This is a genomic window from Sorangium sp. So ce131 (assembly GCF_051519095.1).
Lineage (GTDB): Bacteria > Myxococcota_A > Polyangia > Polyangiales > Polyangiaceae > Sorangium.
Genome location: NZ_CP150455.1, coordinates 13,758,647 through 13,778,103 on the forward strand (window position 1 = coordinate 13,758,647; position 19,457 = coordinate 13,778,103).

At 71.6% G+C, this 19,457-nt stretch carries 13 protein-coding genes; 6 read left to right on the plus strand and 7 right to left on the minus strand.

Annotated features, from left to right (window positions below; genetic code table 11):
- The first annotated feature begins 133 nt into the window (after positions 1-133).
- The gene (locus tag WMF43_RS50075; RefSeq protein WP_437676105.1) at positions 134-1,183 is read left to right on the plus strand and encodes an oxidoreductase; all 1,050 of its coding nucleotides are present in this window, start codon (positions 134-136) and stop codon (positions 1,181-1,183) included.
- A gap of 251 nt (positions 1,184-1,434) precedes the next feature.
- On the opposite strand, the gene sucD is transcribed toward WMF43_RS50075, so the two are convergent.
- The 5 genes from sucD to murA all read right to left on the minus strand — a co-directional run bounded on the left by sucD (position 1,435) and on the right by murA (position 6,835).
- Entirely contained in the window at positions 1,435-2,322 is an 888-nt protein-coding gene (gene sucD / locus WMF43_RS50080; RefSeq protein WP_437676106.1) for a succinate--CoA ligase subunit alpha, read from the minus strand.
- A gap of 96 nt (positions 2,323-2,418) precedes the next feature.
- Positions 2,419-3,624: an ADP-forming succinate--CoA ligase subunit beta gene (gene sucC / locus WMF43_RS50085; RefSeq protein WP_437676107.1), complete on the minus strand. Its 1,206-nt coding sequence runs from the start codon at positions 3,622-3,624 to the stop codon at positions 2,419-2,421.
- Between the two features lie 150 nt (positions 3,625-3,774).
- The gene (locus WMF43_RS50090; protein WP_437676108.1) at positions 3,775-4,818 is read right to left on the minus strand and encodes a hypothetical protein; all 1,044 of its coding nucleotides are present in this window, start codon (positions 4,816-4,818) and stop codon (positions 3,775-3,777) included.
- 107 nt (positions 4,819-4,925) lie between these two features.
- Positions 4,926-5,567, minus strand: a complete 642-nt coding sequence (gene hisG, locus WMF43_RS50095) for an ATP phosphoribosyltransferase (RefSeq protein WP_437676110.1) — start codon at positions 5,565-5,567, stop codon at positions 4,926-4,928.
- Positions 5,567-6,835 (minus strand): UDP-N-acetylglucosamine 1-carboxyvinyltransferase, encoded by a 1,269-nt coding sequence (gene murA, locus WMF43_RS50100; protein ID WP_437676112.1) that lies wholly within the window; start codon positions 6,833-6,835, stop codon positions 5,567-5,569. The genes hisG and murA overlap by 1 nt, the downstream gene beginning before the upstream one ends.
- 187 nt (positions 6,836-7,022) lie before the next feature.
- Between murA and WMF43_RS50105 the strand changes: the two genes are divergently transcribed.
- Together WMF43_RS50105 and WMF43_RS50110 are read left to right on the plus strand one after the other, a co-directional pair.
- The gene (locus WMF43_RS50105; RefSeq protein ID WP_437676114.1) at positions 7,023-8,231 is read left to right on the plus strand and encodes a thrombospondin type 3 repeat-containing protein; all 1,209 of its coding nucleotides are present in this window, start codon (positions 7,023-7,025) and stop codon (positions 8,229-8,231) included.
- 14 nt (positions 8,232-8,245) lie between these two features.
- Positions 8,246-8,740, plus strand: coding sequence for a DUF2452 domain-containing protein (locus WMF43_RS50110; protein WP_437676116.1), 495 nt, complete (start codon positions 8,246-8,248; stop codon positions 8,738-8,740).
- 124 nt (positions 8,741-8,864) lie between these two features.
- Here the strand turns inward: WMF43_RS50110 and WMF43_RS50115 are convergent, their stop codons facing one another.
- Positions 8,865-9,851, minus strand: coding sequence for an NAD(P)H-quinone oxidoreductase (locus WMF43_RS50115; RefSeq protein WP_437676118.1), 987 nt, complete (start codon positions 9,849-9,851; stop codon positions 8,865-8,867).
- 8 nt (positions 9,852-9,859) lie between these two features.
- On the minus strand, positions 9,860-10,993 hold the full coding sequence (locus WMF43_RS50120) for a serine/threonine-protein kinase (RefSeq protein WP_437676120.1): 1,134 nt from the start codon (positions 10,991-10,993) through the stop codon (positions 9,860-9,862).
- A 450-nt stretch (positions 10,994-11,443) separates the two neighbouring features.
- On the opposite strand from WMF43_RS50120, the gene WMF43_RS50125 reads away from it, so the two are divergent.
- The 3 genes from WMF43_RS50125 to WMF43_RS50135 all read left to right on the plus strand — a co-directional run bounded on the left by WMF43_RS50125 (position 11,444) and on the right by WMF43_RS50135 (position 19,130).
- Complete coding sequence (locus WMF43_RS50125) at positions 11,444-13,114, plus strand: serine/threonine protein kinase (RefSeq protein ID WP_437676121.1); 1,671 nt, start codon at positions 11,444-11,446, stop codon at positions 13,112-13,114.
- Between the two features lie 484 nt (positions 13,115-13,598).
- Entirely contained in the window at positions 13,599-16,685 is a 3,087-nt protein-coding gene (locus WMF43_RS50130) for an AAA family ATPase (protein WP_437676123.1), read from the plus strand.
- 186 nt (positions 16,686-16,871) lie between these two features.
- Positions 16,872-19,130: an SLC26A/SulP transporter family protein gene (locus tag WMF43_RS50135; RefSeq protein ID WP_437676125.1), complete on the plus strand. Its 2,259-nt coding sequence runs from the start codon at positions 16,872-16,874 to the stop codon at positions 19,128-19,130.
- Positions 19,131-19,457 lie beyond the last annotated feature (327 nt).

Sequence of the window (19,457 nt, forward strand, 5' to 3'; positions counted from 1 at the left end):
CGTATTCGCTGGCGAAGAGGAGTGGGCCCCTGGCATGCGATGTGGTTGAGGTGGCGCCCCGCGGCACGCTGAGCGCCCGGGCCTTCCCCCACGGACCGCGCCAGGGTAGCGTCTCCTGCGAGCTCGCCCTGCCATGTCCTCCCAGCGCGTCTATGTAGGTCTCATCGGCTACGGCCTCGCCGGCGCCGTCTTCCACGCCCCGCTGATCCGGGCCGTCCCGCAGCTGCGCCTCGCCGCCATCGCGACGCGCCGGGAGGGCCAGGTCATGGCCGACCACTCGGGCGTCGCCGTGCACCCGACGCCCGAGACGCTGATCGCCGAGCCCGGGATCGACCTCGTGGTCATCGCGTCCCCCAACGAGACCCACGTCCCGCTCGCGCGCGCGGCCCTCGAGGCGGGCAAACATGTGGTCGTCGACAAGCCGTTCACGAACACGAGCGCCGAGGCCGACGAGCTCATCGCGCTCGCCGCGCGCCGCGGCCGGCTCCTGTCCGTGTTCCAGAACCGCCGCTGGGACGCCGACTTCCGCACCGTGCGCCGCTGCGTCGAGCAGGGCCAGCTCGGCGACGTGGTCGCGTACGAGGCGCATTTCGACCGCTTCCGCCCGGCGATCAAGCAGGGCTGGCGGGAGCAGGATCTGCCGGGCTCGGGCATCCTCTACGATCTCGGCGCGCACCTCATCGACCAGGCGCTCGTGCTCTTCGGCCCGCCGCGCGCGGTCACCGCCGACCTCCTCGCGCAGCGCCCCGAGGCCCGCACCGTGGATTATTTCCACGTCACGCTCGACTACGGCCGCCGGCGCGCCATCGTGCGCTCCTCGACGTTGACGCGCGAGCCGGGCCCGCGTTTCGCCGTGCACGGCGACGGCGGGAGCTTCCTCAAGTACGGGATCGACGGCCAGGAAGAGGCCCTCAAGGCGGGCAAACGCCCGGGCGCGCCGGACTGGGGCAGGGAAGACCCGCGGTGGTTCGGCACCCTCGTCACGGCCGACGGCGAGCGGCGAACGATCGAGAGCCTGCCCGGCGCCTACGAGGCCTACTACGAGGGCATCGCGTCCGCGATCCTCGACGGCGCCCCGCCGCCGGTGCGCGCCGAGGAGGCGCGCGACGTGATCCGCATCATCGAGGCCGCGACGAGGAGCTCCGCCGAACGTCGAACGATCCCGCTCGATGGAACCCCCTGATCCAGGGTAGGCCCTCGGGGAGGGGGCTCGTGGCGCGGGGTGGGCCGATAAAACCCCTGATCCTCGGTAGGCCCTCGGGGAGGGGGCTCGTGGCGCGGGGTGGGGGATGGGCCGATGTCTGAGTCTGAGATAGGGCTCCTCCGGCTTGCCGGAGTGGCCCTATCTCAGACGAGTTCGGCGGGGCCCCCACCCCGCGCCACGAGCCCCCTCCCCGAGGGCCGGGCCCTTCAGGAGTGCCTCCCGCCGTCGCCTCAGCGCGCCGCCGCCGCCGCCAGCGCCGCCTGCATCGCGACCCCCATCTCGGCCGGCGTCGCCGCCACCTTGGCCCCCGCCGCCTCGAGCGCCGCGATCTTCTCCGCCGCCGTGCCCTCGCCGCCCGCGATGATCGCCCCCGCGTGCCCCATGCGCTTGCCCGGAGGCGCCGCGCGCCCGGCGATGAACGCCGCCACCGGCTTCTTCATGTTCTGCTTGATCCACGCCGCGGCCCGCTGCTCGGCCGTCCCGCCGATCTCGCCGATCAGCACCACCCCGTGGGTGTCGGGATCCTGGTTGAAGAGCTCGAGCACGTCGATGAAGTCCATGCCGCCCACCGGATCGCCGCCGATGCCCACGCAGCTCGACTGCCCGATCCCGAGGGCGCTCAGCTGCCCGACCGCCTCGTACGTGAGCGTGCCCGACCGCGAGAGGACGCCGATGTGCCCCTTCTTGTGGATGTGCCCCGGCATGATCCCGATCTTGCACTCGCCCGGCGTGATCACGCCGGGACAGTTCGGCCCGATGAGCCGCGCCGGCTTCCCCTCGAGGAAGCGGCGCACGCGCACCATGTCGAGCACCGGCACGCCGTCGGTGATGCAGATGACGAGCTTGCAGCCCGCGTCGATGGCCTCGACGATCGCGTCCGCGGCGCCGACCGGCGGCACGAAGATGCACGAGACCTCGGCCCCCTCCTTGCGCACGGCCTGCTCGACCGTGTCGAAGATCGGCACCTTCTCTTCGAAGCGCTGGCCGCCGCGGCCGGGCGTCACGCCGGCGACGACCTTCGTCCCGTACTCGATGCATGCGCGGGCGTGCTGCGACCCGTAGGCGCCCGTGATGCCCTGGAAGACGACCCGCGTGTCCTTGTTGACGAGGATGCTCATCGCTTGATTACTCTACCTTCAACGTGGGCAGGAGAGGAGCTCGGCTATCGCCCGTCGCTCGCTGCTCCGACTGGGGTTCGTGGCACTCGCGGGCGCCTACGCGCCGATCTTCTGAGGCTTGCCGCCGGCCGTGGCGGCGACGATCTTCTGCGCGCCGTCGGCCATGGAGCTCGCCGACTGGATGGTCAGGCCGCTCTCGTCGAGCAGCTTGCGGCCCGCCTCGACGTTCGTCCCCTCGAGGCGCACCACGAGAGGCACCTTGAGCCCGAGCTCCTTCGCCGCGGCGATGACCCCGCCCGCGACCACGTCGCAGCGCATGATCCCACCGAAGATGTTCACGAAGATGCCGCGGACCCGCTCGCTCCGCAGGATGATCTGGAAGGCCGTCTTGACCTGCTCCTGCGAGGCGCCGCCGCCGACGTCGAGGAAGTTCGCCGGCTTGCCGCCATAATGGAGGATGATGTCCATCGTCGCCATCGCGAGCCCGGCGCCGTTGACGAGACAGCCGATGTCGCCGTCGAGCGACACATACGAGAGCCCGGCCCGCTTCGCCTGGAGCTCGACCGGATCCTCCTCGTCGACGTCGCGCATGCCGTTCCAGTCGGCGTGCCGGAACTCGGCGTTGTCGTCGAAGCTCACCTTGGCGTCGAGCGCGACGACGTCCCCGGAGCCCGTCACGACGAGCGGGTTGATCTCGAGCAGCGCGCAGTCCTCCGCGGTGAAGGCGGTGTAGAGCGACGACACCATCTTGAGGAACTGGCGCTGCGTCTCCTTCGCCGTGAGCCCGAGCGCGAGCGCGAGCTGCCGCGCCTGGTACGGGGCGAGGCCGAGCAGCGGATCGACGAAGAGCTTGAAGATCTTCTCCGGCGTGTTGTGCGCGACCTCCTCGATGTCCATGCCGCCCTCGGTCGACGCGATCACCGCGACCCGGCGGCGCTCGCGATCGACGAGCATCGCGAAGTAGAGCTCGCGCGCGATGTCGAGGCCCTGCTCGACGTAGAGCCGCCGGACCTTCTGCCCTTCGGGGCCCGTCTGCTTGGTGACGAGCTGCATGCCGAGCAGCTTGTCCGCGATGGCGCTCGCCTCGGCGCTGCCGCCCTTCGCGACCTTGACCCCGCCGCCCTTGCCGCGCCCGCCCGCGTGGATCTGCGCCTTCACGACGACCACCGGGTTCCCGGTCTGGGCGATCAGCCGATCGGCGATCGGCGCCACCTCGCTCGCCTGGAAAGCCGGCTCCCCTTTCGGTACCGGCACCCCGTAGCGGGCAAAGAGCTGCTTGCCTTGATACTCGTGGATTTTCATGAGAGGGGCCGCAACCCTATCACAATAGCCGGCCAGCGCGGGGCCCGAAAAAGACCGGTCGGCCAGCTGTGTTGCCGCGGGCTTGCAACACGCGCACGCGCGTGCGCCCGAGCGCGTCCGCGCCCGCGTCCAACCCGCCCTGCGGGCGCCTCAATGTTTCGCGACGGTGAACGGGCGCTCCGCTCGGTCGCCGCGCAGAGGCCCGCGCGCCGTCGCCGTCGCGGCCTCGGCCGGCGCGGCGTCCTGCTTCACGGCGTACGCCGGCGGCTCAGGGCGGCGGAGCGCCACCAGGGCAAACAGGCCGGGCAGCACGTCGCCCTCCACGCGCGACAGCTTGCCCTCGAGGCTGATCTTGAGCTCGTCGAGGGGCGCGTAGGTGAGCCCGGCGCTCGCGGAGACGTCCGGCTGGGGCGCGTACAGGAACGCGGAGAGGGCGCCCTCGGGCTCGTGGAGGCCCTGGAGCCGGAGGAGAGGATGGATGGACTCCCGAGGAAGGATGTTGGCGATGATCTCGCCCCCGACCCAGGGCCTGAGGCGCACCGTCCCGGCCTCGTCCGCAGCGCCGACCAGCCCGACGCTGCCGTCCACGGACACCGACAGCGCGTCCGCCGGGTAGAGCTCCAGCGCGAGGACCGCTGTGTAAAAATCGATCGTCGGGTAGAGCGCCACGCCCGACCAGGTCGACCAGAGGGCCTGAAGGGTGGTCAGGCCCGCGCCGAACGTCGGCGCGTAGAAGTCGAGATCGAACCCGCCAAAGATGTTGATCTCGTAGCCCCCGTCGAGCACGAGCCCCGGCTCGATACCGAGCATCCGGCCAGGGACGGTGCTGATCATCGTCGAGAAGGTCGGGAAGTAGTTGGTCCAGTTGTCCCAGTCCTCCATCCCGATGGCGTGAGAGAGGATGCCGAGCCGCAGGTGGTGATCTTCCCGGCCGATCTGGAGCATCGCCCACTCGGGGGGGCCGAGCTTGATCCCCGGCGTGAGCAGCGACCACTCGGGGTAAACGAACGCCGGCAGCCCGAACGCCGGCAGCCCGAGCGGCGCCGAGGTGGCCTGGATGTCGAGATCGAGCCGGAAGTACAGAGATCCGCTCGCGATCCTGAAGCCAGCCTCGGCCTGGGCGTAAGCGTCGAGGCGCCTCGATCCATCCGGATCGCCGTGCACGCCGGCGACGACGCTGGTCCCCCCGCCCACCCACGTGTCGATGTCGGCGGGGAGCGCGGCGAAGCTGGGCAGCAGGGGGACCTCCTGCCCGGGAAGCTAGGCGTCGGGGAGGCTCGGGATCAAGTGAAATGCGGGCCTCACCGCCGCGCGCCGGCCGTCGCCGCGCGCAGGCGCTCGACGAGCGGACGGACGGTGTCGCTCCGCAGCTTGTAGGACGCGCGGTTCGCGATGAGCAGCGTGCTCACCTCCGTGACCGTCTCCAGCACCTCGAGGCGATTCTCGCGCAGCGTGGCCCCCGTCTCGACGATATCGACGATCAGGTGAGAGAGCCCGACGAGCGGCGCGAGCTCCACGGAGCCGTGGACAGGGATGATCTCCGCCACCACCCCCTTGCTCGCGAAGTGGTCTCCGGCGATCCGCGGGTACTTGGTGGCGACCCGCGGGAGATCGGGTATCGGCGTGTCCTCCGGCCCGGCCACGACGAGGCGGCAGCGGCCGATCCCGAGGTCGAGCGGCGTGTAGAGATCGTGCCGGCGCTCGAGGAGCGTGTCGCGGCCCGACACCCCGAGATCGGCGGCCCCGTACTCGACGTAGGTGGGCACGTCGTCGGGCTTCAGGAACACGTACCGGAACGCGCCGTCGGCGGTCGGGCGGACGAGGCGGCGGTCGTTCTCCTGGAGCGGCGTGCTGTCGAGCCCGGCGCGCTGCACGAGCGGGATCAGATCCTTCAGGATCCTCCCCTTGGGCACGGCGATGGTGAGCGGCTTCGTCGTCGCCATCAGCCGTTCCGCCCCTCGACGCGGACCGTGTCGGCCCCGAGCTGCGCGAGCTTGCGCTCCATGAACTCGTAGCCGCGATCCAGGTGGTAGACGCGCAGCACCTCGGTCTCGCCCTCGGTCGCCACGAGCCCGGCGATGACGAGCGAGGCGCTCGCGCGCAGGTCGGTGGCCATCACGGTCGCGCCCGAGAGCGGGGCGCCGCCGTGCACGTGCGCGGTGTGGCCGTCGACGTCGATGTGCGCGCCCATGCGGGCGAGCTCGGGGACGTGCATGAAGCGGTTCTCGAAGATCGTCTCGACGATGCGCGACGTCCCCTGCGCCTGGCACATCAGGACCATGAACTGCGCCTGCATGTCGGTCGGGAAGCCCGGGTGCGGCGCGGTGGTGACGTCGACGGCGCGCAGCGGCCGGCCGTCGCGGCGGACGCGGACGCAGTCGCCCTCGCGGCCGACCTCGACGCCCGCCTGGCGGAGCTTCGCGGCGAGCGCCTCGAGGTCCTCGAGCGGCGCGTTCTCGATCAGCACGTCGCCGCCGGCCGCGGCGGCCGCGACCATGTACGTGCCGGCCTCGATCCGGTCGGAGATGATCGCGTGGTCGAACGGCTCGAGCGAGTCCGCGCCCTCGATGTGGATGACGTCCGTGCCGGCCCCGCTCACGCGCGCGCCCATCTTGTTGAGCACCCGGCCGAGCTCCTCGACCTCGGGCTCGCGCGCGCAGTTCACCAGCGTGGTCCGCCCCTTCGCGAGCGCGGCGGCCATCATCAGGTTCTCGGTGCCCGTCACCGTCGGCAGGTCGAACACGACCTCGGCCCCGCGGAGCCGCTTGCACTCGGCGACGATGTACCCGCGCGAGAGCCGGATCGTCGCGCCGAGCGCCTCGAGGCCCTTGAGGTGCTGATCGACGGGGCGCGTGCCGATCTGGCAGCCGCCGGGGAGCGACACCTTCGCGCGGCCGAACCGGGCGAGCAGCGGGCCGAGGACCATCACGCTCGCCCGCATCTGCTTGACGAGCTCGTACGGGGCCTCGGGCCGCACGTTGCTGCCGGCGCCGACCCGCACGATCGGCGGCGCCGTCTCGACGTCGCGCCCGAGGAACCGGAGCAGCGCCGCGGTCGTGTCGATGTCGCGCAGCGCGGGCACGTTGCGCAGGAGGCTCTCGCCGTCGGAGAGCAGCGTCGCGCAGAGGATCGGCAGCGCCGCGTTCTTCGCGCCGCTGATGCGGATCTTGCCGGAGAGCGGCTTGCCGCCCCGGATCCGGATGGAGTCCATGCCCCCGCTATCGCACAACCCGCAATGGAACGCGATGTTTCGGCCACGCCGCGCTCCCCGGGGCCGATCCTCCCGCCCGCGGCGCGCGCGGCCACGCCGGGCGGCGCGCTGGTCCACGTCGGGTGCGCGCTGTGGGCGCGCGACAGGGCCTCACTTTTCCGCTGTGCTGGTCTAGTCTCCTCCGGCCATGCGACCGAGCGCCATCGCCCTGCCCTCGTTGCTCGCCGTCTCCGTGGCCTTGCCCGCCGCCGCCCAGCCCTCGGCCGATCTCCGCGGGTTCCGCGCCTCGATCGACCCCGCCGCCGGCGTCTACCTCGAGCCCGCCGCGTCCCCGGACACGGGCGAGTGGAACGCGAGCCTCTGGGCCTCGTACGCCTACCGCCCCCTCGTGCTCCGCGATCCGGCGTCGGACGAGGCGCGGTTCGACGTCATCCGCCACCAGGTCAGCGCCGACTTCGCGGCCGGCGTGGGCGTCGCGCGGCGGCTCCTGCTCGGGCTCACGCTGCCCGTGATCCTCTACCAGACCGGCGACGCGCCGACGCCCGACTCGACGCGCGTGCTCGGCGGCACGTGGCTCCCGGCGCAGGGCATCGGCGACCTCGGCCTCGTCGGCAAGGTCACGCTCGTGCAGCCGACGGGCGGCGACCTCGGCGGGTTCGGGCTCGCGCTGCACGAGCGCTTCACGTTGCCCACGGGCGACGAGGCGTCGTTCGCCGGCGAGGGGGGCGTCACGAACGAGCTCAGGGTGCTCGCCGAGTACCGCCTCGTCGCGTTCGGCGCGCACCTCGCGGCCGGGCTGAAGCTCCGCGCCGCCGAGGCGCGCTTCGCGTGCGAGGCGACCCCGATCGGCGCGTCGGGCGCCGACGCGTGCCCGACGGTGTTCGGGCACGAGCTCCCGTTCGGCCTCGGCCTGTCGTTCCGGCCGCAGATCCTGGGCATCGATCCGGAAGGGCGCGCCGCGATCTTCCTCGAGGCGCACGGGCACCTCCCGCTCTCGCCGATCGCGCCGTTCGAGGGGCAGGAGACGGCCGCGCTCGAGCTCGGCCTCGCCGCGCGCTACGCGCTCGGGGACGTCTCTCTCCTGGCCGGCGCGCAGACCGCGCTGCTCGGCGGCGTGGGCACGGCGCCGCTGCGCGCCGTCCTCTCGGTCGCGTGGGCCCCGCGCGTGCGCGACGCGGACGGCGACGGCGTCGTCGACGACGTCGACCAGTGCGGCGAGCTCGCCGAGGATCGCGACGGCTTCCAGGACGGCGACGGCTGCCCCGAAGGCGACAACGACGAGGACGGCGTCTTCGACGACGAGGACCGCTGCCCCACGCAGAAGGAGGACGAGGACGGCGTCGAGGACGAGGACGGATGCCCGGATCCGCAGGACGGAGGCGCGCTCCAGCACTAAGCTCGAGGCCCTGCATGAGCGACGACGGCTACAAGAAGCACGGCGGCGGTCGCCACGAGGGGCCCGCCCGCACCTCGCCGTATCCCCTGAGCCGGCTCTCGGCGCCGCACGAGCTGGTCGACGTGGCCCGCGAGATCCAGCAGGCGGACGCCCTGCTCGGCGCGGTCACCGGCGGCAAGCTCGCGCTGATCGCCCGGCAGATCCGGTCGCTGCAGGAGCAGGCGCGCGAGGTCCTCGAGGCCGCGCAGCGCGACGGCGAGCTCCACCGGGCGGCGTGCAACTTCAAGAAGCGGCCCGGCCACGTCTACCACCTCTACCGGCGCGGCGACGGCGTCCGCTACCTCTCGATGCTCTCGCCCGAGGAGTGGGGCGGCTCGCCCCCGCACGCGTTCGAGGGCTCGTACCGGCTCGAGGTCGACATGTCGTGGACCCCGGCCGGCGAGATCGATCCGGGCGACGACGAGGCATCGCCGCCGCCGCCCGCGCCGCGCCTCGGCCGCGGCGCATGACGGCTCACGCGTCTCTGCCGCGGCGCATGACGGCTCACGCGTCTCTGCCGCGGCGCGTGACGGCTCACGCGTCTCTGCCGCGGCGCGTGACGGCTCACGCGTCTCTGCCGCGGCGCGTGACGGCTCACGCGCCGATCCGGAGCAGCACCTTCCCGAACGACGTGTCGCTCGCCATGTAAATGTGCGCTGCGGCGGTCTCCTCCAGCGGGAAGACGCGATCCACGATCGGCAGGACCACGCGGCGCGCGAGCCACGGCGCGATGTTCCGCTCGAGCACCTGCGCCGCCGCGATCTTCTCCTCGATCGGGCGCGAGCGCAGCACGGTGCCGATGATCTCGACGCGCTTCCGCAGGAGCTCGCGCAGGTCGAGCTCCGCGCGCGCGCCCGCCGTCAGCCCGACCAGCGCGATGCGCGCCCGCGCCGCGCACGCCTTGACGTCCTCCGCGACGTACGCGCCCCCGACGAGGTCGAGCACGACGTCGACCCCCTCGCCGCCCGTCGCGGCCAGCACCTCGCCCGCGAACTTCCCGCCCGACGGCGCGATCCCGGCGTCTAGCCCGAGCTCCTTGCAGCGGTCGAGCTTCTGCTGCGTGCGCGACGTCCCGGCGACGAAGCACCCGAGCGCGCGCGCGATCTGCAGGCCGGCCGTCCCCACGCCGCTGCCGACCGCGTGCACGAGCACGCGCTCGCCGGGGGCGAGCCGCGCGCGCGTCACGAGCGCGTCGTAGGCGGTCACGAACGCCTCGGGGACGGCCGCCGCCTCCTCGTCGGTGAGCCCCTCCGGCACGCGCGCGACCTCGCGCTCGTGCGCGACGATCTGCTCGGCGCAGGCGCCGCCCGCCACGAGGCCGAAGACGCGATCGCCTGGCGCGAAGCGGCGCGCGCCCTTCCCCACGGCCTCGACGACGCCCGCGTACTCGAGCCCGGGGATGTCCGGCGGCGCGCCGGGCGGGGCCGGGTACATGCCCGCGCGCTGCAACAGATCGGCGCGGTTGACGCCGGCGAAACGCACGGCGACGCGCACGTGCCCCTCGGGCACGTCCGGCGCCGCCACCTCCCGGAGCTCGAGCACGTCCGGCCCGCCCGGCTCGCGAATGACGATGGCCCGCATGGCGGGCCTCACTCTTCCATGGGCGGCGGCAGGACGCTCTTCCGGACGAAGTACTCGACCTTCTCCGAGTCCGGATCCGCCGGCTCGACCGGCTGCTCGGGCGGCGCCCCCGCGCCGAGCACGGCCTCGATCTGCGCCTGCTCGACCGCGTCGAGCATCGACGCCGCGTTCGGGTAGCGCTCCTCGCGGTCGAGCGCGAGCGCGCGCATCGTCACGACGTCGAGCGAGTGGGGCACCTCCGGCCGGAGCATGCGCGGGCGGATCAGCTTCACGCGCTGCATCTCGGCGAGCAGCGCCCCCGGCGTCGGCGCCTTGAACGGCAGCTGCCCGGTGAGCATCACGTAGAGCAGCATGCCCACCGAGTAGAGGTCCGCGCGCGCGTCGAGATCGCGCACGCCCTGCGCCTGCTCGGGCGCCATGAACGCGGGCGTCCCGGCCACCGCGTGGCTGCCCGCCGCGCCGCTCGTCGGAATCAGCGTCGACGGCTGCGACCCGGTGTTGAACGCCTCGGCGACGCCGAAGTCGAGCACCTTCACGGTGAGCGGGCCGCGATCGCCGCCGACGAGGCAGATGTTGTCCGGCTTGAGATCGCGGTGGAGGATGCCCTCGGCGTGCGTGACGATCAGCGCGCCGAGCACCTGCACGGCGACGTCCAGCGCGACGGGGATGGGCATCGGGCGCTCCCGCCCGAGCCGCTCGGTGATCGTCTCGCCCTCGAGCCGCTCCATCACGAGGTAGGGCGTCCCGTCGTCGAGCACGCCGAGGTCGTACACCTCGACGATGTTCGGGTGGCCGAAGCGGCCGGCGACGGCGGCCTCGTTGTGGAAGCGCGCGATCGCCGTCTTGCTCTGCGCGTACTGCCCGCGCAGCGTCTTGATCGCGACCCGGCGCCGCAGGCCGATGTGGATCGCGTCGTAGACCATGCCCATCCCGCCCTTCGCGATCACGCCGAGGATGCGGTAGCGGTCGTGCAGCAGGCGGCCGACGAGCGGCGCCTCCTTGGTCGGACGCGGCTGATCGGGATCGATGTCCGGCGGCAACGGGCCGTCGACGGGCCACCCCGACTCGCCCCGCACCCCGGGCACCCGCGTCGAGGAGGGCGGGGCGACGCTCGACGTGAGCACGACCGCCGTGCCGTGCACCGGGCACCTTTCGGTGTCCGACGGGTGCGGCAACCCGCACGCCTGGCATCGGATAAAGTGCTGCGGCGGCATCGGGGACCCGGTCAGAGTACGGGTACATCCGCCCATGCAGCAAGCTCGTTCAGGGCCGAAGCGTCCGCCGGGGGCGCCTGCCCACAGCGTGTGGTCGGGTAGACGACGCGTGCATCTTCAGCAGCTGGGTTGGATCGGCCCGCGGCTTACGGTAGGCTGGGATCAATCGTGCCGCAGCCGGTCCGGAGACCCTCCCGACGCGCCGGGGGCGGCGCCGAAGCGAGCCAGGGGCCCGGAATTTGGACCGAAATGCGAAACTGAACGTAGACCAGGATGTAAGGCGGACGTGAGGCATCGCGCGACGGGCTCGGGGTAGACTTTCCCCGACTGCCAGCAGTGGGGGCCAGCGGGAATGGGAAGGGGAAAGAGACAGAGGCCATGAGCACGGCGGAGAAGCTTTCGGACGGTGCCTCGTCGGCCAGCGGTGAGTCCGATCCGCTGCTGGGAAAGGTCTTGAATCAGAAGTTCAAGATCCACTCGCTCCTCGCGACCGGTGGCATGGGCGTCATCTACCGCGGAGAGCAGATCGCCCTGGAGCGCCAGGTCGCGATCAAGGTCCTCACTCCGACCAACTCCTCGAATCAGATCGACCCCAATTTCCACAAGCGCTTCTTCCTCGAGGCGAGCATCCTCGCGCGGCTCCAGCACCCGAACATCGTCACGGTCTTCGACTACGGCCGAGTCGAGAACATGGAGCCCGAGCGGTACTTCATGGCCATGGAGTTCCTGGAGGGCGAGACGCTCTTCCGGCGGCTGCGCAAGGCCGGCCGCCTCCAGGCGCCCGAGGCGATGGGCATCGCCCGGCAGATCGCGCGCGGGCTCCGCGAGGCGCACAAGCACGGGGTGGTGCACCGCGACCTGAAGCCGTCGAACGTGATGCTCGTCCCCGGCGAGGACACCGGCGAGCTCGTCAAGATCCTCGACTTCGGCCTCGTGAAGGTGCTCGCGGACGACTCCGAGGAGCTCACGCAGCAGGGCTCGTTCCTCGGCTCGCCGCGCTTCATGTCGCCGGAGCAGATCTCGCACGGCAAGGTCGATCTCCGGACCGACGTCTACTCGCTCGGCGTCATCCTCTACCAGATGCTCTGCGGGAAGGTCCCGTTCGAGGCGCAGAACTCGGTCCAGATCCTGATCGCCCACCTGCAGCAGCCGGTGCCGCGCCTGCGCGAGCGCACCCCCGACGTCGAGGTGCCCGAGCCGCTCGAGGCGTTCGTGCTGCGCTGCCTGTCGAAGGATCCCGAGGGCCGCCCGGCCAACATGGAGGCCTTCATCCGCGGCCTCGCCGAGTGCGGGCAGGCGATGGGCCTGTCGCCCGCGTTCGCCTCGACCGGCCTCGTCACCCTCGACTCCGGCGGGACCGGCAAGATCCCGACGCCGATGCCGCCCGTGCGCGTGATGACGGCGATCCCCGCGAGCTCGCCGTCCTCCTCGGCCGGCGGGGCGGCCGCGCCGGCGGACGACGCGTCGCTCGGCGCCGCCTCGCGCCCGGCCGACGCGGCGCCGCAGGGCCGCAAGGGCATCGTGCTCATCGCGGTCGGCGTGCTCGCCGTCGCCGGGATCGGGATCGCGATGGCGCAGATGCGCTCGGGCGAGCCGACGCCCGCCGCGCCGCAGCCGGAGAAGACGCTGGTCGCGCCGCCGCCGGCCGAGGGCGGGACGTTCGTGCTCGTCGTCGAGTCGATGCCCTCGGGCGCCGAGGTCCTCGAGGACGGCAAGCCCCTCGGGAACACGCCGCTCCAGCTCTCGGTCTCGAACAGCTCCGTGCGCAGCAGCCCCCGCCGGCTGACCGTGCGGCTCGACGGGTACGAGCCGTACTCGATCGTCCAGGGCCCCTCGGAGCAGTCCGTGCGGCTGGTCGCCACGCTCTCGAAGAGCGCCCCGCCGCCGAGCGCGCCGGCGACGACGACCGCGACGCCGAACCAGCCGGCTCCGCCCCCGCGGCCCTACTCCGGGAAGGGGTACGTCGCGCCCAAGGCCCCGCCGGCCGCTCCCGACCCGCCGCCCGCCGCGCCCGCCCCCCGGCCGCTGGATATCCAGATCGAACGATGACCCTCCAGCGCCCCGCACCCCTCACCGCCATCTCCACGTCTGTCTTCTCGGCGCGACCGCTCTGGGCGGATGCACCTGCCGGGCGAGCGGGCGTGGCGCTGGAATCTAGACCTGGAGATCTGGGGCCCCGTGATGTCGATCACACGGGTTGCGTCAGCGCTCCTCGTCTGCTGTCAGCGCACACACCCTGCCCGAACCAGGGTGTCGGTGCGCCGACATCTGCAGAGTGGCCCGGCGATCTCCGGGGCGCGCAGCGTGGTCCCGGGGTCGCGCCGCGCGGCGCGCGCACCGGGGGCGATGCGTGCGACAGGTGCGACAGGTGCGACAGGTGCGACGCGGGCGACGCGCGCGCCACGCGCGACGCGATCGATCGAAGATCCCGGTATTCATCTGTTCCCGCCGGCAGTACACTCCGGGCTCTGCGTCCCGCAGACCAGCTTCCCAGGCCGATTCCAAGCGGGATCCGTTGCTGAGGAGCAAGGAAATGAACCCGCTCGTCCCCGACTTCATCATCCAGCAAGACGCTCTCGGCAACACCGAGGGCAGCTTCACGGGGGCGGTGCTCATGATCGACATCCCCGGCTTCACCGAGCTCACGGAGAAGCTGATGCAGCATGGGCGCGCGGGCGCGGAGACGCTCGCGGGCACGCTCCGCTACTACTTCGACCCGCTGATCGCCGCGGTCCACCACGCCGGCGGCTTCATCACGAACTTCGCGGGCGACGCGTTCACGGCGCTCTTCCAGGACACGCCGGACCGCAAGGTCGCCGAGTACGTGCTCGGCGCCGCGCTCGCGATGCGCGACCTCTTCGCCGAGCACCCCGAGCGGAGCACGCCGTTCGGCAGCTTCCCGTTCTCGTTCCGGATGGGGCTCGCGTGGGGCGCGGTGGAGTGGGGCATCGTCCGCATCTCCCCGGAGCGCGCCTATTACCACTTCCACGGGCAGGCGCTCGCCGCGTGCGTCGCGATCGAGCGGCAGGCGCAGAAGGGGGACATCCTCCTCGACCGCGCGCTCTGCGATCGCATCCCGCCCGCGAGCGCGAAGTACCACGGCGAGGGCGTCTACAAGCTCGGCGACGTGCCGGCGCCGCGGCTGCCGCAGGTGCCGCGGAACCCGCCGCCCGGCGACGGCGCGGCGTTCGTCGCGCGGGGCGTCGCGGACATGCCCCCGGAGGGCGAGTTCCGCAACGTCACGAGCGTCTTCCTCTCGTTCGAGCAGATCCCGAGCTTCGCGGAGCTCACGCGGCTCCTGCACGAGCTCTCGGAGCTCTACGGCGGCACGTTCACGGGCATCGACGCGGGCGATCTCGGCATCGCCGCGCTGATCCACTTCGGCGCCCCGATCACGCACGAGAACGACAACGACCGCGCGCTCGACTTCGCGCTCGAGCTGAAGAAGCGAGGGCTCCGGCAGATGCGCCTCCGCGCGGGCATCACGCGCGACGTCCGCTACGCCGGCTTCAACGGCGGCACCGAGCGGAACGAGTTCGCGTGCATCGGCCGCGCGACGAACCTCGCCGCGCGCCTCGTCGCCAAGGCCCCCTGGTCGGCGATCTGGGCCGACGAGCAGGTCTTCCGCGCCGGCGAGACGAGCTACCAGTGGACGACGGAGAACATCTTCCGGTTCAAGGGCTTCGACCTGCCCATCCTCGTCTACTCGCTCGAGCGGCGGCGCATCTCGGTCCAGAAGGAGTTCTACGACCTCGGCCTCATCGGCCGCGAGCAGGAGATCGAGCTGCTCGCGCGCTACGTGTCGCCGATCTTCGAGCACAAGCCCGCCGGGATCATCTACATCGACGGCGAGCCGGGGCTCGGCAAGAGCTACCTCGTGCAGCGCTTCCGCCACCGGTGCGAGGAGCAGCAGAACGACCGGCCCTTCCTGTGGATCGACGCGCGCTGCGACCAGACGCTCCAGAGCTCGCTGAACGCCTTCGAGTTCGCGCTGAAGGAGTACTTCTGGGAGTCGTCGGCGCTCGGCAAGGAAGAGAAGCTCACGAACTTCGACGACGCGTTCGAGTACCTGCTCGAGCGGCTGCCCGAGAGCCAGAGCGCGCTGAAGCGCGAGCTCGACCGCGCGCGCTCCGTGTTCGCGGCGCTGATCGGCATCCGCTGGGAGGACTCGCCGTACGAGCGGCTGCACCCGAAGCTCAGGTACACGAGCACGCTCTCGGCGCTCTCCTTCGTCTTCCTCGCCGAGGCCTCGCTCCAGCCGGTGATCCTCCACCTCGAGGACGCGCACTGGGCTGACGAGGACTCGCTCGAGGCGGAGCGCGTGATCGCGCGCGCCTGCCGCGGGCTCCCGATCGCGATCATCTGCACGACGCGGCGCAAGGACGACGGCACCCCGGTGCGCATCCCGCTCGACCCGGGCATCTCGGAGAAGGTGATCGAGCTGAAGCCGCTGCCGCGCGAGCAGCTCCTCGCGCTCGCGGTCCCGTTCTTCGGCGGCCCGATGCCGGACATGCTCGCGACGCTCCTCTGCGAGACGGCGGGCGGCAACCCGTTCTTCGCGCAGGAGATCCTCGCGTACTGGCTCGAGGACGGGCGCTACGGGTCGAGCTCGAGCTCCATCTCGATCTCGAACACGTTCATGCCGCCGAAGAACGTGAACAGCCTGCTCATCTCGCGGCTCGACCGGCTCGACGCGAAGGTGAAGCAGACGATCGTCGCCGCGGCGGTGCTCGGCCGAGAGTTCGACCTGCGCGTGCTCGCGCTGATGCTCCCCGACGCGTCCGTGCTCGAGGAGCACGTGCGCATCGGCGAGGCGCAGTGCATCTGGTCGTCGATGAGCGAGCGGCGCTTCCAGTTCAGCAACGCGCTGCTCCGGAACGCGGCGTACGAGATGCAGTCGCGCGCGCGCCTGCAGGAGCTCCACCGGCTCGCCGCCGAGGCGATCGAGAGCCTCTACGGCGACGACCTCGAGGACCAGCTCGTCGCGCTCGGCCGCCACTGGCGCCGCGCGGGCAAGGTCGATCACGCGCGGCGCTACTTCCTCGCGGGCGCGCGCAAGGCGGCCGCGCGCTACGCGCACGAGGAGGCGACGCGGCTCTACCGCGTCTACTTCAAGCTCTCGCCGGAGCCGACGCCCGAGAGCGTCGTCGTGCGCTACGAGTTCGCGCGCGACGTCCTCGAGGCGCGGGGGCGCTACCAGGAGGCGCGGCAGGAGCACATCCGCGTGCTCACCGACGCGCAGAAGCTCGGCGACCGCGCGTCCGAGGCGCTCGGCTTCCTCGGCCTCGGCCGCACGCACTGGGCGATGCAGCAGCCGGACGACGCGCGCACCTACTGGGAAGAGGGGCTGCGCGCCGCCCGCGAGGCGGGCAACCTGCCGGCCGAGGGGCTCACGCTGGCGAGCCTCGGCATGGCGTACGCCGTCCAGGGCCGCTACGACGCCGCGCGCACGCTCTACTCGCGCGCGATCGCGATCGAGCGCCAGATCGGCAACCGGCGCGAGGAGGCGAGGCTGCTCGCCGAGTTCGCGAAGCTGCACCGGCTGAGCGGCCACCTCGGCGAGGCGGAGGCGCTCCAGGAGCAGGCCGCCGCGATCGAGCGCGAGCTGGCCGCCACGTGAGTGAGCGCGGGGTGTAGAGGTGCCCACCGCCCGCCCCGCGACAGCGGCCGTCTCGAACGTCGCCGCCGCGCGATGCTCTGACCAGGGCGCGCGGCTCCGGTCGCACCGCCCCGCGGCGCCGGCGAGGGTCAACCCTTGCAACGGTGCGGATTTTGCCGACAATCGGGAAAGAGGTCCGTCAACAGCATGACACGACAGGCGACCAAGGACTCATCCGAGCTGATTGACAGTGCTCTCCCCGGGAAGAGCAAGTGGTCCCGATTCACGCCTTCTCTGGTCGCCGGATTGGTCTCGGGGACGCTGGTCGTCACCTTTGATATCTCGCTCGGCGCGCTGATATTCAATCACGGCCTCGGCCAGTACCTCTCGAAGGGCATTGGCATCTTCCTCATCAGCTCCGTCGTCGTCGGCGTGCTCGTCTCGCTGCTCAGCTCCTACAAGCCGGTGATCGCGGCGCCGCAGGAGGACGCCGCGGTCATCCTCGCCTCCATGGCGTCGGCGATCGCGACGGGCATCGCTCAGAAGGACCCCGGGGCGAGCCCGTTCCCGACCATCGTGACCGCGATCGCGATCACCTCGGTCGTCGCCGGCGGGTTCTTCCTCCTCTTAGGCATCCTGCGACTCGGCATCCTGGTCCGGTTCATCCCCTATCCGGTGGCCGGCGGCTTCATCGCGGGCGCCGGCTGGCTCCTCTGCCAGGGGTCGATCTCGGTGATGTCGGGCCAGGCGTCGTCCCTGGAGGACCTGCCGCGCGTCATGCAGGACCCGGAGGCGTTGAAGCGGGTCCTCCCGGGCATCCTGTTCGGCGTCCTCCTCCTCTTGCTGCTCCGGCGGTTCTCGTCGCTGCTGCTCCTGCCCGTCCTGCTCGCCGGGTCGATCGCGGTGTTCTACGTCGCCATCCACCTCGCCGGGCTCAACGTGCAAGACGTGCTCGCGAGCGGGTGGCTGCTCGGGCCGTTCCCGACCCACTCGCTCTGGCCCCCGATCGGCCCCTCGGAGCTCGCGCAGGTGAACTGGTCGGTCCTGTTCGGCAGCGCGGGGAACATGGCCGCCGTCATGGTCATGGCCGCGACGACCGTGCTCCTCAGCGCGTCCGGCGTCGAGCTCGCGACGGAGCAGGAGATCGATCTCGACCGGGAGCTCCGGGCCACCGGCGTCGCCAACATCATCACCGGCTTCTTCGGCGGGGTGGTGGGCTACCTGTCGCTCACCGAGTCGTCGATGAGCTACAAGGCCGGCTCGAACAGCCGCCTGTCGGGCCTCGTCGCGGCGTCGATCAGCGGCCTCGTGCTCATCGTGGGCGCCGACGCGATCCTGTACTTTCCGCGCCCCGTCCTCGGCGGCCTGATCGCGTACCTCGGCTTCCACTTCCTGATCAACACCCTCTACGAGGGCTGGTTCCGGCTGCGGCGCATCGAGTACTTCGTCATCGTGCTCATCCTCCTCGTCGTCGCCGTGAGGGGCTTCCTCCTCGGCATCGCGGTGGGGCTCGGCGTCTCGTTCATCCTGTTCGCGCTCAGCTACAGCCGCATCGAGGTGGTGCGCAACGCAATCTCCGGGGTCCACCTGCGCAGCAACGTCGCCCGCAGCGACGGCGAGGAGATGACCCTGATGGGGCGCGCGAAGCTCCTCTACGTGCTCCAGCTCCAGGGCTACATCTTCTTCGGGACGGCCTACAACCTGCTCACGAGCGCGCAGCAGCGCATCCAGGGCGACGGCGACGACGACGAGAAGGTGCGGTATCTGCTGCTCGATTTCCGTCACGTCAACGGCATCGACTCGTCCGCCATCGCGAGCTTCCTCCGGCTCCGCCGGCTCGCCAAGTCGAACGGCGTGAAGCTCATCCTGACGGAGGTGCGGACGGAGATACGCAATCACCTCGAGCGCGGCGAGGTCGTCACGGGCGAGCAGGACGACGTCTGCCGGATCTACCCGGACCTGGATCGAGGCCTCGAGGCGTGTGAGAACGAGATCATCGCCGACGCGCCGCCGAGCATGCTGCCGCCGCCGATGCTGTTCTACGACCTCCAGGACGTGTTCAACGGCCGGGAGGACATGCTGCGGTTCCTCGGCTACCTCGAGCGCGTGGAGGCGCCGGAGGGGTACAACCTGTTCCGGCAGGGCGACATCTCGAAGGACCTCTACCTCATCGAGAGCGGCGAGCTCACGGCGTGGCTCGAGATCGACGGCAAGAAGGTGAAGCGGCTCCGCACGATGGGGCCGGGGTCGGTCGTGGGCGAGTCCGGGCTCTACATGGGCGAGAAGCGCTCGGCGACGGTGACCGCCAGCCGTCACGCCACCCTCTACCGGCTCTCGGAGGACGCGCTGCGGCGCATGACCGCGGAGGCGCCCGAGCTGGCCGCGGCCTTCCACCACTTCGTGGTCACGCTGCTGGCCCGGAGGATCGTGCACTCGACCGGCCCGGTGAAGTCCCTGTTCAACTAGCGCCTGCGCCCCGTCATTCGCGCTGGGTTCCCCATGGACACTCGTTCGGAGCATGGCCTTCCGTCTGGTTCCCTCCCGCGCGCGAGCGCCGCGCGGGACGGCCAGCACGGGCCTGATTTTCAGGGCTGCGCAGGCGAGCACGCCCCGCGGATCGAGCGGCCGGTGGACGGCGATTCGCTTGACAAGGAGAGTTGCGCTTGCCAACCCGGACCTGTGAGGTCGCGGCCGGCGCTGCCCGGCCCCCCGCGCGCATTGCGGCGGCTGGTTCGCGCGCATGCCGGCGGCTGGTTCGCGCGCACCCCGGCCGCCGGCCCGCGCGTCAGCGTA

Coding starts and splice junctions, on each gene's coding strand:
- hisG (WP_437676110.1), bottom strand. CDS start 5,567: ATGGCGACGACGAAGCCGCTCACCATCGCCGTGCCCAAGGGGAGGATC.
- WMF43_RS50110 (WP_437676116.1), top strand. CDS start 8,246: ATGAGCGACGACGGCTACAAGAAGCACGGCGGCGGTCGCCACGAGGGG.
- WMF43_RS50135 (WP_437676125.1), top strand. CDS start 16,872: ATGACACGACAGGCGACCAAGGACTCATCCGAGCTGATTGACAGTGCT.
- WMF43_RS50130 (WP_437676123.1), top strand. CDS start 13,599: ATGAACCCGCTCGTCCCCGACTTCATCATCCAGCAAGACGCTCTCGGC.
- WMF43_RS50125 (WP_437676121.1), top strand. CDS start 11,444: ATGAGCACGGCGGAGAAGCTTTCGGACGGTGCCTCGTCGGCCAGCGGT.
- murA (WP_437676112.1), bottom strand. CDS start 6,835: ATGGACTCCATCCGGATCCGGGGCGGCAAGCCGCTCTCCGGCAAGATC.
- WMF43_RS50105 (WP_437676114.1), top strand. CDS start 7,023: ATGCGACCGAGCGCCATCGCCCTGCCCTCGTTGCTCGCCGTCTCCGTG.
- WMF43_RS50115 (WP_437676118.1), bottom strand. CDS start 9,851: ATGCGGGCCATCGTCATTCGCGAGCCGGGCGGGCCGGACGTGCTCGAG.
- sucC (WP_437676107.1), bottom strand. CDS start 3,624: ATGAAAATCCACGAGTATCAAGGCAAGCAGCTCTTTGCCCGCTACGGG.
- sucD (WP_437676106.1), bottom strand. CDS start 2,322: ATGAGCATCCTCGTCAACAAGGACACGCGGGTCGTCTTCCAGGGCATC.
- WMF43_RS50075 (WP_437676105.1), top strand. CDS start 134: ATGTCCTCCCAGCGCGTCTATGTAGGTCTCATCGGCTACGGCCTCGCC.